Genomic DNA, 15121 nt, shown 5'->3' on the forward strand with positions numbered 1-15121 from the left:
CCGACCCGCAGGATGACCTCCACTCGCCTCAACGTCCACGGCCGCGTGCAAGGTGTGTTCTACCGCGACTGGACGGTGCGCACCGCGCGCCAGCTTGGAGTGGCCGGATGGGTACGAAACCTGCCGGATGGCACGGTGGAGGCGCACCTGGAAGGCAGCCAGGACGCCGTCGAGAGCATGATCGAAAAGATGCACGACGGCCCTCTTGCGGCAAAGGTGGAGCGGATCGATCGCAGCGAGGCCGAGACCGAGGCGTTCGACGACTTCACGCGGCGCTAGGCCCCACGCTTCACAAGATCGCCGAAGGATGGCAGCTTTGCCCCTCTCAACAGGGGATCCGTCATGCGACTTGCCGCCTTCGTCATCGCCGCCGCAGCGCCCGCGCTGCTTGCCCTAGCCGCCACGCCGGTCACCGCGCAGGATGCCGCGGCAGACCTGCCGCCGGGCATCCAGTTCGCCGGAACCCATCCCCCCGATCCCGAAGCCATCGCCGTCGCCCTCGCCTATGCCGAGGCGGACCAGGGGTATGACAGCATCGCCGAGCGCGATGCCGCCCGGGCAAACCTGGTTTCGGAGGGGTATTTCTATCACGGGCTGGATGGCCACCCGATCGACTTTACCGGGTTGGGAGAACGCCAGACCAGCAACGATATGCAGGATGCGAGCGAACGCGTCACCTTCGATGTCACAGTGCACCAGTACGAAAACACGATGCTCGTCACCTACAAGAGCTGGGACGTCCGGATGGACCGGGGCGCCATGCGTGAGCGTCTCGGCTCGGCGCTGATGGTCCTCACGCGCACAGACGATGGCTGGAAGGTCGCGTCCGACTTCCTTGGCCTCCAGCCGATTGACGAGCATGTGTCGCCGGAAGTCCTGGCCATGCGCGAGGCGTGGCTGGCCGAACACGGAGGCGAGTAGGCGGCTGTCCTACCGGGGGGCCGAGGCGGCACGAAAACGCCGTGCCTTTCCAGAATGTCTTTCACGAGTACCACCTAAAACCGGCCATCGGCACCCGCACGTTTTCCTCGCCAGGACAGTGTTCCATGTGTTCCAGATTGGCGCCGGGATCGGCGCGGTCAGGGCGCGACCCAGCGGCCCTGCCCGCTCGCCACGTCGATGATCGCGCGTCGGTGGCCATCGTTGGAAAGGTAGAACCAGTCGGCGCGAACCAGCTCCACCATCAGCACTGCGAAATTGGAACGCGCGGGAGCGAGGGCATCCTCGTCCGGCTCTATCCCCTCGGCCCAGTCCGGCAGGCCCGATGTGGGCGTTTCGGAAAGAGCGCCCGGCCCCTCGCCCAGGTAGCAGCGGCGGGCGAAGCAGGTGCTTTCCTCCCACGCGGCATCGGCCAGCGAGCTATCCGTCTCTATCCAGCCGGTGCCCCGGCAGCGGATCTGGATCTTCGCCTCGCGGTCGTAGAACAGCACGCCGACGGGCGATCCGCCGTCCTTCTTCCCGCCGATCACGCCGCACTTGGGCGAACGGGCGTCGGTATGGAAGCGCAGCCGCCAGCCACGCCTGTCGAACGCGCGCAGCACCATCACGCGCGCATCGGCATCGGCGGTCGCCACCACGCCCGTATGCATGGCCGAACGGCGGTTCGTTGCACCCTCGTTCAGGCGAAAGGCGATATCGTCTCGAATGGAATCAAGGGTTTCGATGGCACGGCTCCTTCGATCAGACCTGTTCAGCTTTGGGATCGTTAACATGAACGTTAAGCAAACATGCCGGTTCAGTTAACGCTCATCGCGACTCGCTACAACTTGTGACACGAAACGACTTTTATCGACTTTCCTGGCCGCAGCACTCGGGCGGCATTGGTCAACATGAAGGGAGATGTTGCAATGCAACTCGCAGAACTCTTGAAATCCTGCGGCCTTGCCGCGCTGGCAGCGGCAATGGCAATTCCGATGCTTCCGAATACCGCCCAGGCTTCCGCCAGTGCCGCCACCGAAGCCGCTGCAGATCAGCAGCAGCGTGGTGAACGCGGCGAACGCAGCGAACGCCGTTCACGCGAGGATCGCCGCCAGGCACGTTCCGAACGTCGCGGCGATCGCGGCGAGGCACGACGCGCCGACCGAGAGGACAACCGCCAGTATCGCAATTCCGAGATGGCCCAGGCCCGCGCCCGTCGCGATGCCGCGCAACGCGTGGACAATCGCAGCGAGCGGCGTGCCGAGCGCATCGAGCGTCAGGGCGATCGTAATGCGGAACGGGCGCGCCGCAGTGGCGACTATCGTACCGCGCGCCAGATAGATCGCCGTTCCGAACGGCAGGCCGAGCGGGTTGAACGTCGCGGCGATCGCCGGGCGGACAACATCCGCTGGGGTGATCGCAACGCCAGCTACCGTGATCGCGATCGCAACCGCAGCTATCGTGATCGCGACCAGCGCAACTGGCGCGACCGTGACCAGCGCAACTGGCGCGACCGCGACCGCCGCGACTATCGTGACCGTGATCGGCGCGACTATCGCGACCGGCGCGACTATCGGAGCGACAGGCGTGACTACCGCCGCGAGGCGCGTCGCGACTATCGCCGGTGGAACCGCGATCACTGGCGTCGTGACAACCGGTACAACTGGAACCGCTACCGTGCGAACAACCGTCGTCTGTACAGCCTCGGCCGCTACTACGCGCCCTACCGCAACTACAGCTATCGCCGCCTGAGCATCGGGTTCTATCTCGACAACCTGTTCTTCGGCAGCCGCTACTGGATCTCCGACCCGTGGCAGTACCGCCTGCCCGAGGTCTACGGCCCCTACCGCTGGGTACGCTACTACGACGATGTCCTGCTCGTGGACATCTACACCGGCGAAGTGGTGGACGTGATCTACGATTTCTTCTGGTAAGGAAGGAACACTTCATTGCCGGAGCGAGTGGCCGGCAGTGGACCCCTCGCCCTCTAGCAGGGCGGGGGGTTTTTTATTCGGCGCTAGTCTCGCGGCTGTCCTACAGGCAGCATCCGCCACAGGTTGCCGCTACGGTCGATGAACATGTGTTTCAGCACTCCCAGCACGTGCAGTCCGATCAGCACGAGCATGGCCGTGCCGCTGGCGGCGTGAATATCGAACACCTGTCCGGCAAGGTCGGGATTCTCCGCCACCGGCAGCGCGGGCCATTCGAACACGCCCCATACATCGATGCCCCGGCCATAGCTGGACATGGCAAACCAGCCTGCCAGCGGCATCCCCACGAGCAGGACGTAGAACAGCGTATGCACGATCCGCGCCAGCGCCTTTTCCCACGATGCCAGCCTGTCCGAAAGCGGCGGCGGTCGATGGACAAGACGCCAGGCCAGGCGCAGCAGCGTGAGAACCAGGATCGTCATGCCAAGCGCGAAATGGTTGCCCATGATGGCACCGGCTTCCTCCTGCGTGGCCGCCTGCTCGGCAGCCTCGGCTATGCGCCAGTTGACGATCACCGCGATGGCGATCAGCCAGTGCAACGTCATGGCGACACCGGAATATCGACGGGACTGCGTCATGACCCTCTCCTTCACCCCTTTGCCGGCGTGGAAACTGCACTTGCCTCCGGCGCAAAGCAATGGAAAAGCATGGGCACCATGGCTGGCGAAACGAAGAGCAAGTTCCCCCCCAACGCGGACCAGGCGCGGTTGCAGACCCTTGGCCGCCAGGTGCGCGAACGGCTTGCGGCCAATCCGCAGGTCTACACCGTGCCCAGCGAGGAGGTGGAACTGTTCGCGGTGGGCGATTTCATGTCGCCCCCCGAATGCGCGAAGATGATGGAGCTGATCGACGCGACGGCAAAGCCCAGCAAGGTGTTCGATCTGGAATACGAATCAGGCTATCGCACCAGCTATTCGGGCGATGTCGATCCTTGCGATCCCTTCGTGAAGAAGATCGGCCGGCGGATCGACGACCTGCTGGGCATGGACCCGAGCTTTGGCGAGACGATCCAGGGCCAGCGATACATGCCGGGGCAGGAATTCCAGCCGCACCACGACTGGTTCCATCCGAACACCAGCTACTGGGAATTCGAGATGAGCCGCGGCGGGCAACGCAGCTTCACGACCATGGTCTTCCTCAACGAGGTGGAAGCCGGCGGCACCACGGATTTTCCGGATCTGGGCATTTCGCTGGAGCCCAAGCCCGGCGTGCTGCTGATCTGGAACAATGCGCAGCGCGACGGGCTGACCAACCCCAAGACGATCCACGCCGGCCGGCCGGTTCAGGCCGGGGCGAAGTACATCATCACCAAGTGGTATCGCACCCGGCAGTGGAACTAGGCGGAGAGCTCTAGCGAGCCAGCGCCTCGGCAATCAGCTTGCGGGTGTTATCCACGCCGTAAAGCGCGATGAAGCTGCCCATGCGCGGCCCCTGGGATGACCCCAGAAGCGTCTCGTACTGCGCCTTGAACCAGTCGCGCAGGGATTCGAATTCGAACCGCTCCATCTTGCCGACCTCATAGACGATGGTCTGCAGATCCTCCGCCGCCGTTTCCGGGTCGACCTTGGCCAGCCGGGCATCAAGCTCGCGCAGCGCCGCCGCCTCGTTCGGCTGGGGCGCACGCTTCACCAGCGTGGGGGCGATAAAGTCGCGGTTGTAGGCCAGCGCCTTGTCCACCAGTCGGGCCAGGTCCGGATGGTCGTCCGGATCCATGTCGTGCATGTAGTTGCCGAGGTAGGACCACACCTGGTCGTGCGTCGCCGCCGCGCCCAGCACGCCCACGAGGTTGAGGAGCAGGCCGTAGGTGACCGGCAGGCTGTCGCCCGATCCGACGGGGGGCTGCGAACCGCTGGCATCCTTCACCCGCAGCAGGTTCCATGCAGGGTTGCCCAGCTGCTTCTCGATATCCTGTTCGGGAATACGCTCGCGGAACTGCCAGTAGTCGTCCACCGCGCGCGGGATGACGCCCACGTGCAGCTGCTTGGCGCTCTTGGGGTTCGGGAAAATGTAGAAGCCGAGGCTCTCTTCAGAACCGTAGGTCAGCCATTCCTCGATCGTCAGGCCGTTGCCCTTGGACTTGGAAATCTTCTCGCCATTGGCATCCAGGAACAGTTCGTAGATCAGCCCTTCCGGCTTGCGACCGCCCAGCACCTGGGCAATCTTGCCGGACTGAACGCCGGTGTCGGTCAGGTCCTTGCCGTACATCTCGTAATCGACGCCCAGCGCCACCCAGCGCATGGCGAAATCGACCTTCCACTGCAGCTTCGCCATTCCGCCAAGCGCGCTCTGCTCGATCACCTCGCCATCCGAGTCGGTAAAGCGCACGATGCCTTCGTCGGCATCGACCACTTCCACCGGCACCTGCAGCACGTGGCCCGTCTTGGGCGAAATCGGCATGATCGGCGAATAGGTCGCCGCACGCTCCGCGCGCAGCGTGGGCAACATGATGTCGAGAATCGCCTGGTTGTTGCGCAGCACCCCGCGCAGCGCATCGTCGAACGCGCCGGTATTGTACTGACTGGATGCGGCGATGAATTCGTATTCGAAGCCGAACCGGTCGAGGAATTCGCGCAGCATCGCGTTGTTGTGCGCGGCGAAGCTCTCGTACTTCTCGAAAGGATCGGGAATGCGGCTCAGCGGCTTGTGCAGGTTTTCTTCCAGCAGGGCCTTGTTCGGCACGTTGTCGGGCACCTTGCGCAGGCCGTCCATGTCGTCCGAGAAGGCGACGAGCCGCGTCGGCGCGGGAGTGCCGTCGTCTGCCGCGCCGACGATTTCGTAGGCCTTGCGGACCAGCGTCGTGCGCAGCACTTCCTGGAAGGTGCCGATGTGCGGCAGGCCGCTGGGGCCGTAGCCGGTTTCGAAAAGCACGGGCTTTCCGCCGGGTTTACCCTGCGGGTATCGCTTTGCTAGGCGCTGCGCCTCCTGAAAGGGCCAGGCCTTGGACGTGCGGGCGGCTTCGACGAGATCGGTGCTGAACATACAGGCCGCGCTTAGGCGCAAGACCAGCCTTTTCGCAAGTGCAACCGGAACCGGAACCTCGCTGTAGAGCCCGCGTTCAACAACAAATGATAAGCCGTATCGGGGGCCGTTCTTGAATTATGTCGAAATCCTGAGGACCCAGATCATGGGCATGTGGCAGGGCTTCATCGCCGTGCTGCCCAATCTGGCCATCGCCATTCTGGTCCTGCTGCTGACGTGGATCGTGGCGAAGTTCGCCATCCGCATCGCCAACAAGGCCACTGCCAAGTCCAACATGCGCGAGGATTTGCGGCAGCTTGTCGAAACCGTGGTGCGCCTGTCGATCTGGATTGCCGGCATCATCCTGGCGCTGGTCGTGGCGATCCCCGGCTTCACGCCGGCCGGCCTGATCGCCGGCCTGGGTATCGGCGCCCTCGCCATCGGCTTTGCCTTCCAGGACATCTTCGAGAATTTCCTTGCCGGCGTGCTGATCATGCTTCGGGAAAAGATGCGCATCGGTGACCTGATCGAGGTCGAAGGTGTGCTGGGCAAGGTAGAGAAGATCACCCTGCGCGAAACCTATGTGCGACAGCTCTCCAACGAGCTGACGATCATGCCCAATTCGATGCTGTTCAAGAACGCGGTGCAGATCCTGACCGACGACACCGTTCGCCGCAACGAGGTCGTGGTAGGCGTGTCCTACGATACCGACCTGGAAGTGGCGCAGCAGGCGATCATGGATGCGATGCTGACGGTGGACGCCATCGTCGAGGACCGCCCCATCATCGTCTACGCGCAGGAATTCGGCGGCAGTTCGATCGATTTCCTGGTGCAGTGGTATGCCCAGTCCGCGGCGCGCGACCTGCGCCAGACCAAGAGCGAGGCGATCAAGGCGATCAAGAAGGGCCTCGACGCCGCGGGTATCGACATCCCCTTCCCCATCCAGACGAACTATTTCGCAGAGCCCCTGCGGATCGAACAGGTTTCCGCCGAGAAAACCGCGGACTAAGTCAACGAAAGCGATTGGCGCGGCGCGCAGCCTGTGGCATCCTTCCCGCAATAACAAAGGGGAGAGATGGCTGTGGCAACGCGCCAGGATGCCGCGAGGGCTGCCTATCCGGACATTCCGCTGTTCCGGTACGGATACACCGATCTATCGCTTGCCGAGGTATCGAGGCGCCTTACCGCTCCGGCGCTGGCCGGGCCGCAAAGCCTGTCTCCATCAGACGATCTTGCCGGCGAAACCCTGCGCTTTCGCAGCGAAAACGGCCCTTCGCTCGATTTCAATTTCAGCCCCGAGCGGCGGGTGGAAGTAGGCGGCGCGGAAACCGCCTACGGCGCGCTGACGCTCGACCATGTGACCCTCGTCACCATGATGCTGCCCCGCGAACCGCGGGCCTATGCACTGGCGTGGGATCGTCACGACAACCGTGCCACGCTGTTCGAACTGTGGTTCGGCAACGGGCCTGCCCCCGTGGCCCGCGAGGTCAATCGTGAACTTTGGCACGGCTACATCGATACAGGCGCCGGTGCCCCGCAGGCCGAACTGCACGCCCCCACCGCCAGGTGCGAGGGCCGGGCGTGCATGTGGGCGGAGGATACCGGCAACCGCACGGTCGACTACTATCCCAGCTCCGCATTCTCGCATTGGGTGGAGCTTGACCGGCTGGAGGAAGGTCGCGGCTACTCCGCCCCGTCCGATTACATCAAGCTGACCGAGGACCTCTACCTCTACACTCGCACCGAGGCCGAGTTTTCCGGGCTCTGGCACATGTACGTGATGGATGCGAACCGGCTGGAGCAGGTTGGCCTGCGACTGGGGTTCAACGGGCTCGACGAGCTGGAATACTACATGTTCCGGGGCAACGGGGAATGGCTCGGCCAGCTCGCCCGGTTCCAGACCTTTGGCGACGTTTCCGGCGATCCGCTGGCGTTCGAGGATGCCGCCAAGGGCGAACGCCGGATCTACCGCCCCTTGCGCAGCTGGGACACCATGACGGAGGCCGAAGTTCGCGAGGCCATGGCAGCGCACGGGGCCAAGGTATTCGAACGCGCCAGCCCCATGGCGGGGCACGGCCTTCCGCCCAGCGACGGCCTGGCGGGCAGGACCTTCGCCGTCCGCTACGATAACGGGCCGCGCATGGAATACCGCTTCACCTCGGCCGACGAACTGCAATGGCGAGAGAACGGCGGCGGCTGGACGACGGCGCGCTACAACGCCTGGCAGAACATGCCCGGCGTGTTCATCTTCGGCCACTACCTCGAAGGGAAGCCCGACTACGACGGACACATCGTGGTCGCCGATCTCGAAACCGGCAAGGCCAGCGCCTTTCGCGGCTATCTGAACACGCCCTATTTCGCCAACGAGGCCGGCGCTGAAACGTGGTTCGGCAAGCTGGAAGGCGAAGGCATTCCCGATCCGGGCGAAGACCGGCACGAACGCACGCTGGATCTGCTGGGCCGGGCATTCACCTGGTCCTATTCCCCCGGCCTCACGTCCATGCACCTCTACTCCAGCCCCAACACCGTCAGCTGGATCATTTTCACGCCCAGCCAACACGGCGGCTCTGAATGGAGCGGCAGCGGCGACTTCGTGAAGATCCGCGACGAGCTGTACTTCGTGCGCTGGCAGGAGGAAGCCTGCAACGGAACGCTGGGCACCATCCTCATCAACATGCGCACGATGCACGACAGCGGGATCAGCTACCACATGGGGGAAGAGGGTCTCTCCATGGGCCCCGTGGGCGCCTATGCCCGCCATGCCGGGCACATCGGGGGCGCCCTGCCCTACCTATCCGACAAGCCGGGAGGACATTCGGTATGACGACCCGCCGCGAAGCTTTGAAGTTCGGCGCTCTTGCCGCCGCCCCCGTCGCCGCGCTGGCACCCGCCGCCGCGCTGGCGGGAGACGACAGCGCCGCACGCCTTGCCCGCATGGAGGACGAGCGCGCGCTTGGCGAGCTGGTCAGGAATTTCGTGCGCCGCTTCAACGGCAGCGGGAATTGCAGCGAGTTCGTCGCCAGTGCTGGCGCGATCCGCATCGATCCGCAGGTCTGCGCCATTGGCGAGGATGCCAGCCGCGATCCGCAACTGGCCTTTGCCGGGGATGGCCGCTCGGCCGCTTGGCAATCGCGCGCGCGGGTCGACCTGCTGACCGATTTCGACGGCGATTCCACCGTGGAAAAGATGGCCCGCTTCCAGGGCCAGGGCAGCGCCTCTTCCCGTGCGGAGCGTCGCCTCGAAGCCGAATTCGCCCGCAGCGGCGGCAACTGGACCATCACTCGCCTCACCCTCGTCTGAGTACCGGAGACACCCATGCGTTTTCACACGACCACCGGCCTTGCCACCATCGCCCTTCTCGCCGCCTGCACGACGGGAGGGACCAGCGATCCCGATGGCACGCGCGGTGCCGCTCTATCGGCGAACCAGTGCGAATTCCTCGCCACCGAGGAGCCGGGAGACCTGCCCCTGTCGACCCTCTGGGTCCCGGCGGCGGACGGCCTGCCATCCTATTGCGAAGTCACCGCGACCCTGCATCCCGTCGAAGGGTCAAACATCGGGGTGGTCTATCGCCTGCCGGAAGACTGGAACGGCGATGTGCTAGGCATCGGCGGCGGGGCATGGCTGGGCAATACCTCGCTGATGACTGCGCGCGACGGACTGCTGAAGGGCTATGCAACGATGCAGACCAACGCAGGTCACACCAGCACCAATCCCTGGGGCAACGAATGGGTGATCAATCCCATCCAAGCCGCCGATTTCAGTCACCGCGCCATCCACACCATGACCGAGGTCGGCAAGCAGGTTGCCTCGCGCTTCTATGGACGCGACCACGACACGGCGGTCTATTCAGGCTGCTCGACCGGCGGGCGCGTGGGCCTGATGGAAGCTCAGCGCTATCCGGCCGATTACGACGCCGTGATCGTCGGCGCGCCCGTCTATACCCTGCAGGTGCAGACCAGCGCGGTGTTCCGCAACCAGACCTTTGCCGAGCCCGGCGCGGCCTTCTCCATGGAAGACCTTCAACTGGTGGAGAACGCGGCGCTGGCCGCCTGCGACGCGAACGACGGGCTGGAGGACGGACTGATCAACGATCCGATGGCCTGCACCTGGCAGCCGCGCGCGCTGCAATGCTCGCCCGGTGAAAGCGAGGGCTGCATCAGCTCGCAACAGGTCGATGCGCTGAACGCGCTCTACAACGGTCGGCGCGCGTCAGACGGCAGCTGGGCCATGCACCCGATGATGCGGGGTGGAGAGGCCTCGTGGGGCTTCTTCAACCGTGCCGACGGCAGCGGGCAGAGCGCCGATCCCACGCGCGGCGGCGGCCTGATGGGCCTGCAGCCGGTGATCTTCGGCGCACGCGACGTGGACTGGGACAACTTCTCCGACGCCAACTACCTCACCGTGCGCAATTCCGATTTCGCCGACATGTACGAGGCTGACGAGACCGACCTCTCCGCCTTCTTCGAGCGCGGTGGACGCCTGATGCTGTGGCACGGCATGAACGATGCCGGCCCCAGCCCGGTACTGTCGGCGGACTACGCGCAGGCGGTGACAAGCCAGAATCCGGAGGCGTCGGACCAGTTCCGCTACTTCACCATGCCCGGCATGGGCCACTGCGCGGGCGGCCCGGGCGCCGATCAGGTCGACTACCTGGGTGCGATGGAGGAATGGCTGGAAACCGGCGACGCGCCGCAGCGGCTGATCGGTCGCAAGGCGGACAGCGATCTCGTGCGGCCGCACTGCGCATGGCCCACGACGGCCCGCTACGATGGCGCTGGCGATCCCAACGATCCTGCCAGCTGGAGCTGCGTGCCGCGCAGTTAGCCGCCGCGCGAAGGGGAAAACGAGGTAACGATACGCCCGTCCGCAGAGACGAAGCGCCTGTTCCCTGTGGCTGTCGCCACGTTGGGCGCAGGGGCAGGAGCAGGTGCCGGTGGCTCAGCTTGCCGGGGCTGGCCGCTGGGCACCGTCAGGCGGCTGGTCACGAAACCTCCGCCACTCACCGGGCCTTGCGCGGCGCCTGGGTTCGTGGAAGCCGGCGTCACCGGATCGGCCCCGGCGGGCTCGCGAGCAATGGCCGGCTCGGTCTTCGCAGGTTCAGGCACCGGCATGCGATAGGGCTCGATCTTCTCGACGACGAACGCCGGACCCTGCCGGCGCCGAAGCCAAGCCAGAATTGCTGCGGCAATCGCGGCAAGCAGGATACCGCCGAGTATCCAGAGCATCCATCCGAAGCCCGAGGCGCCGCCATCGGAAACCTGCGCCTCGGAAACCCCGACATCGGCGCTCGAGGGCGCAGGAACCGGCACTGTCTCTTGCATGGGCGCATCAGCGACAGGAAGGCCAGCCGGTTCGGTGCCCGCATCGGGCTCGACCGGAGTATCCGGGGCATCCCGCACTTCGGAGGCCGGTGCAGCTTGCTGGACCCGGCTCTCGCGCTGCGGGGATCGTTGCGGCTGTGCGGGCACCGTAAGCCGGGGCACCGCAGCCTCCGTTTCGCTCCTCACGTCCGGCACGGTAATGGCGGGCTGCGAGCGAGATTGGGAGGCAGTCGGCGATGGCTGCGGCACCGGTTGAACCATCGGTTCGAAACGATTGCCAGCCGGCGCTGCCTCGCGGGGTTGAAGGCTGAAGCCTTCGGGAACGCCTTCAAGCGTCTCTACGCTGTCCGGTTGCGCGGTGGGGGCCGGGTCGGGCTCTGCCTGCTGCGCGAGCGCAGCGGCGGGGAGCCCCAACAGCGATAGCGCCGCCAGACGGGAAACATGCGAGATTAGGACCATGGCGACAGCCGCCATAGAACCCTTTCACGTTGCCCGCAGATGAACATTCTCGCCGGAAATCTCCGAAGGCCGCGGGACGCGGTCAGCCGAGAGACGATTGCGATCAACGACGCCAAAAGGTGAACCGTTCACTGCCGCGGCGCTCTCCTTTGTTTACATTGTGTTCTCATCCGCGATAGTGGCCGGTGATGGCCGAGACCGACCGCCCCGCCCAGCAGGTGCCATTGCCCGCTCTGCACGCCAGCCACGCCGGAAGCTGGCTGTGCGGCGGCGACGGAACGGTTCGCGGCGCGTCGAAAGGCGAGGCGGTGATGGCCGCCGCCGACACTCCGCACCTGATCCTGAACGCCCCCCTGGTGGCCACGCGGCTGGGCTACCCCGATCTATCGGGGCTCGACCTCCTCGAACTGTTCGCCTTCGTCCATCCGGCCGTGTTCTGCGTGCCCACGCCCAAGGGCCTGGCCCACGCGCTGGACCTCCCGGAGCCCGAGGACGGCGCGCAGGTGCCCACACTGCTGCGGCAAGCCGCGGGCGTGCTGCTGGAGACCTGCGAGCGGGAAGACTGGAAGGCGCGCGAAGGGGCCTGGGCCTCGCTGCAGTCGCTCTCCCGCCTCCGCTGGCCGTGGGCGCAGGTTCTCGCGCCCCACGTCGCCAGGCCCGAACGCGCGGAAAAGTGGCTGTTTTCCCGCCTGCCCGAATGGGAGGAAAGTTCAGAACGCCCGCAGCCGGCGCAAGTGGCGCTGGACGAGAATGCCATCCAGGGCCAGCTTGAACGCCTCACCGGCGAAGGGGCGGAGCGTCGCGAGGGGCAGCGCGCCTATGCCGGCGAAGTCGGCAACATATTCGCCCCGAGGGAACGCCGCGACAAGCCGCACGTGCTCCTGGCGCAGGCCGGAACCGGGATCGGCAAGACGCTGGGCTACCTGGCCCCGGCCTCGCTGTGGGCAGAGGCGTCTGGCGGCACGGTATGGGTGTCCACCTACACCAAGAACCTGCAACGCCAGCTGCGAACCGAGGCGGCGCGCGCCTGGCCCGACCGGCGCACGGACGGCACGCGCCCCGTGGTGGTACGCAAGGGGCGCGAAAACTACCTGTGCCTGCTCAATCTGGAAGACGCCTTGCAGGGCGGGTTCGGCGGGCGCGCGGCGGTGCTGGCGCAACTGGTGGCGCGATGGGCCGCATACAGCCAGGATGGCGACATGATCGGCGGCGACCTGCCGGGCTGGTTGGGCACGCTGTTCCGTCAGCGCGCGATCAAGTCGCTGACTGACCAGCGCGGTGAGTGCATCTATGCGGGCTGCCCGCATTACCGCAAATGCTTCATCGAACGCGCCGCCCGCGCAAGCGCGCAGGCCGACCTGGTGATCGCCAACCACGCGCTGGTGATGGTGAACGCTGCACGTGGGCGCGACCATGCCCAGCGCCCAACGCGCATCGTGTTCGACGAGGGGCACCATGTCTTCGACGCCGCCGATTCAACATTCGCCGCCGCGCTCACCGGGCAGGAAGTGATCGAGCTGAAGCGCTGGATACTGGGGCCGGAACGCGGATCGAAGGGACGCCGCCGCGGGCTGGCCGCGCGGTTGGCCGATGTCGCCAGCTACGACGAGGCGGGCGGCGCGGCGATCGACGCCGCGTGCGAGGCGGCACACGCTCTTCCCGGCGAGGGATGGCTCGGAAGGCTGGCGGAAAATCAGCCGTCCGGCCCGGTCGAAACGCTGCTCGCCGCAGTGCGCGCCGTCACCTATGCGCGCGACGAAAGCGGCGCGCTGGATGCCGGTTACGGGATCGAGACCGAGGCCGCAGGGTTGGACGGCGACTTCATCGAGCGCGCGCAGGCGGCAGCGCAGGCACTCACCGAAATCCGCACGCCGCTGATCAAGCTGGGCGTGCGGCTGGAAGCCATGCTGGAGGATGCGCCAGACTGGCTGGACGGCCAGGGCCGCGCGCGGATCGAGGGTGCGCGCTTCTCGCTCGCCTGGCGCATCGACACGCTCGCCGCATGGGAGGCGCTGCTGCACCGCCTTGGCGGACCGGCCGATCCCGAGTTCGTGGACTGGCTGAGCGTGGAGCGCAACGACACCCGCGAGTTCGATATCGGCCTGCACCGCCGCTTCCTCGACCCGATGAAGCCGTTTGCGCGCGTCGTGCTGGAACCCTCGCACGGCGTCATGCTGACCAGCGCCACTCTCACCGACCGCGGCGAGGACGGACCGGACTGGCCCGCAGCCATCGGCCGTTCGGGGGCGAGCCACATCGAGGTGCAGCCGCGCCTGGCCGACGCTATGAGCCCGTTCGACTATGCCGCCCGTGCCGAAGTGCTAATCGTCACTGATGTGAAGAAGGGCGATCTGGCCGGTCTTGCCGGAGCCTATGCGCGCCTGATCGAGGCGAGCGGAGGCGGCGTGCTGGGCCTGTTCACCGCGATCCGCCGCCTGCGCGCCGTTCACGGTCGCATCGCCGACCGGCTGGCGCGCGAGGGCCTGCCCCTCTACGCCCAGCATGTCGATCCGATCGATACCGGAACGCTGGTGGATATCTTTCGCGACGATCCGCGCGCCAGCCTGCTGGGCACCGATGCCTTGCGCGACGGCGTGGACGTGCCCGGCCATTCGCTGCGCTGCGTGGTGATGGAACAGGTTCCGTGGCCCAAGCCCAGCATTCTGCATCGCGCGCGGCGAACCGCAGGCGGCGGCAATGCCTACGATGACCAGATCATTCGCGGCCGACTGGCGCAGGCCTTCGGACGGCTGATTCGCAGCCGTGAGGACAGCGGCCATTTCGTGGTGCTGTCGCCCGCTTTCCCATCGCGCCTGCTCACCGCCTTCCCGCCGGGCGTGCCGGTCACGCGGTTGACGCTGGACGAGGCTTTACAACGCGTGGCTGCGGGTGTTTCCTGCAGCACCGCCGCATTGCAAGAGGACGCGCGCAAGTGAAACGCCTGGGCCTGCTGCGCCATGCCAAGTCCGACTGGGACGACATGAGCCTGCGCGATTTCGATCGCGGCCTGAACGCGCGCGGTCGCAAGGGCGCGCGGCTGATGGGCGATCATATCCGGGAACAGGGCGGCACCTGGGACAAGGCGCTGGCCAGCCCGGCGGAACGGGTGAAGCTGACGCTGGAGGCGAGCGGGCTGGACCTTCCGGTGCAGTTCGAGGAATCGGCCTATCTTGCCGATGCCGGCACCCTCATCCAGCTGCTCTCGGCGTTCGACGATTCCGCCGATGCCGTGCTCCTGCTGGGGCACAATCCCGGATTGCAGGAAGTTGCGCTGGAACTCGTCGCCCCCGATGCGGAGGACGAGCTGTTTCGCGAAGTGCTGCAGAAATATCCGACCGCGGCCTTTGCCGTGCTCGAACTCGATATCGACAGCTGGCGTGATATCGAACCCGGCTGCGGTCGCATCGTGCATTTCGCCCGTCCGCGCGATCTCGATCCGGAACTGGGCCCGCAGCGCGTCGGCTGACGCCT

At 65.9% G+C, this 15121-nt stretch carries 14 protein-coding genes; 10 read left to right on the plus strand and 4 right to left on the minus strand.

All coding sequences use genetic code 11. The annotated features are described in order from the left end of the window. Positions 1 to 12 precede the first annotated feature (12 nt). Positions 13 to 279: an acylphosphatase gene (locus AAA989_RS00860; RefSeq protein WP_338240525.1), complete on the plus strand. Its 267-nt coding sequence runs from the start codon at positions 13 to 15 to the stop codon at positions 277 to 279. A gap of 63 nt (positions 280 to 342) precedes the next feature. Beyond that, entirely contained in the window at positions 343 to 921 is a 579-nt protein-coding gene (locus tag AAA989_RS00865; protein ID WP_338240526.1) for a hypothetical protein, read from the plus strand. A 158-nt stretch (positions 922 to 1079) separates the two neighbouring features. On the opposite strand, the gene AAA989_RS00870 is transcribed toward AAA989_RS00865, so the two are convergent. Beyond that, a complete protein-coding gene (locus AAA989_RS00870) occupies positions 1080 to 1712 on the minus strand; it encodes a pyridoxamine 5'-phosphate oxidase family protein (protein ID WP_338240527.1) in 633 nt (210 codons plus the stop codon). Between the two features lie 135 nt (positions 1713 to 1847). Here AAA989_RS00870 and AAA989_RS00875 point away from each other — a divergent pair, with 135 nt between their 5' ends. Then, the gene (locus AAA989_RS00875) at positions 1848 to 2852 is read left to right on the plus strand and encodes an RcnB family protein (RefSeq protein ID WP_338240528.1); all 1005 of its coding nucleotides are present in this window, start codon (positions 1848 to 1850) and stop codon (positions 2850 to 2852) included. Positions 2853 to 2935: 83 nt separating this feature from the next. Here AAA989_RS00875 and AAA989_RS00880 read toward each other — a convergent pair whose 3' ends face one another. After that, positions 2936 to 3487: a cytochrome b gene (locus AAA989_RS00880; RefSeq protein ID WP_338240529.1), complete on the minus strand. Its 552-nt coding sequence runs from the start codon at positions 3485 to 3487 to the stop codon at positions 2936 to 2938. Between the two features lie 78 nt (positions 3488 to 3565). On the opposite strand from AAA989_RS00880, the gene AAA989_RS00885 reads away from it, so the two are divergent. Further along, entirely contained in the window at positions 3566 to 4249 is a 684-nt protein-coding gene (locus AAA989_RS00885; protein ID WP_338240530.1) for a prolyl hydroxylase family protein, read from the plus strand. Between the two features lie 10 nt (positions 4250 to 4259). Here AAA989_RS00885 and AAA989_RS00890 read toward each other — a convergent pair whose 3' ends face one another. Further along, the gene (locus AAA989_RS00890) at positions 4260 to 5888 is read right to left on the minus strand and encodes a lysine--tRNA ligase (protein ID WP_338240531.1); all 1629 of its coding nucleotides are present in this window, start codon (positions 5886 to 5888) and stop codon (positions 4260 to 4262) included. 112 nt (positions 5889 to 6000) lie between these two features. Here AAA989_RS00890 and AAA989_RS00895 point away from each other — a divergent pair, with 112 nt between their 5' ends. From AAA989_RS00895 to AAA989_RS00910, 4 genes are all read left to right on the plus strand, one after another. Next, on the plus strand, positions 6001 to 6876 hold the full coding sequence (locus AAA989_RS00895) for a mechanosensitive ion channel family protein (protein WP_338240532.1): 876 nt from the start codon (positions 6001 to 6003) through the stop codon (positions 6874 to 6876). 72 nt (positions 6877 to 6948) lie between these two features. After that, complete coding sequence (locus AAA989_RS00900) at positions 6949 to 8691, plus strand: MoaF N-terminal domain-containing protein (protein WP_338240533.1); 1743 nt, start codon at positions 6949 to 6951, stop codon at positions 8689 to 8691. After that, a complete protein-coding gene (locus AAA989_RS00905) occupies positions 8688 to 9167 on the plus strand; it encodes a hypothetical protein (protein WP_338240534.1) in 480 nt (159 codons plus the stop codon). The genes AAA989_RS00900 and AAA989_RS00905 overlap by 4 nt, the downstream gene beginning before the upstream one ends. Before the next feature lie 15 nt (positions 9168 to 9182). Continuing rightward, the gene (locus tag AAA989_RS00910) at positions 9183 to 10694 is read left to right on the plus strand and encodes a tannase/feruloyl esterase family alpha/beta hydrolase (RefSeq protein WP_338240535.1); all 1512 of its coding nucleotides are present in this window, start codon (positions 9183 to 9185) and stop codon (positions 10692 to 10694) included. Here the strand turns inward: AAA989_RS00910 and AAA989_RS00915 are convergent. Continuing rightward, complete coding sequence (locus tag AAA989_RS00915) at positions 10691 to 11650, minus strand: hypothetical protein (RefSeq protein WP_338240536.1); 960 nt, start codon at positions 11648 to 11650, stop codon at positions 10691 to 10693. The genes AAA989_RS00910 and AAA989_RS00915 overlap by 4 nt on opposite strands. 188 nt (positions 11651 to 11838) lie before the next feature. Between AAA989_RS00915 and AAA989_RS00920 the strand changes: the two genes are divergently transcribed. Together AAA989_RS00920 and AAA989_RS00925 are read left to right on the plus strand one after the other, a co-directional pair. Then, positions 11839 to 14586 (plus strand): ATP-dependent DNA helicase, encoded by a 2748-nt coding sequence (locus AAA989_RS00920; protein WP_338240537.1) that lies wholly within the window; start codon positions 11839 to 11841, stop codon positions 14584 to 14586. Then, complete coding sequence (locus AAA989_RS00925) at positions 14583 to 15116, plus strand: SixA phosphatase family protein (RefSeq protein ID WP_338240538.1); 534 nt, start codon at positions 14583 to 14585, stop codon at positions 15114 to 15116. Before AAA989_RS00920 ends, AAA989_RS00925 begins: the two co-directional genes overlap by 4 nt. Positions 15117 to 15121: the final 5 nt, after the last annotated feature.

This window comes from Aurantiacibacter hainanensis, from assembly GCF_036321025.1.
Lineage (GTDB): Bacteria > Pseudomonadota > Alphaproteobacteria > Sphingomonadales > Sphingomonadaceae > Alteraurantiacibacter > Alteraurantiacibacter hainanensis.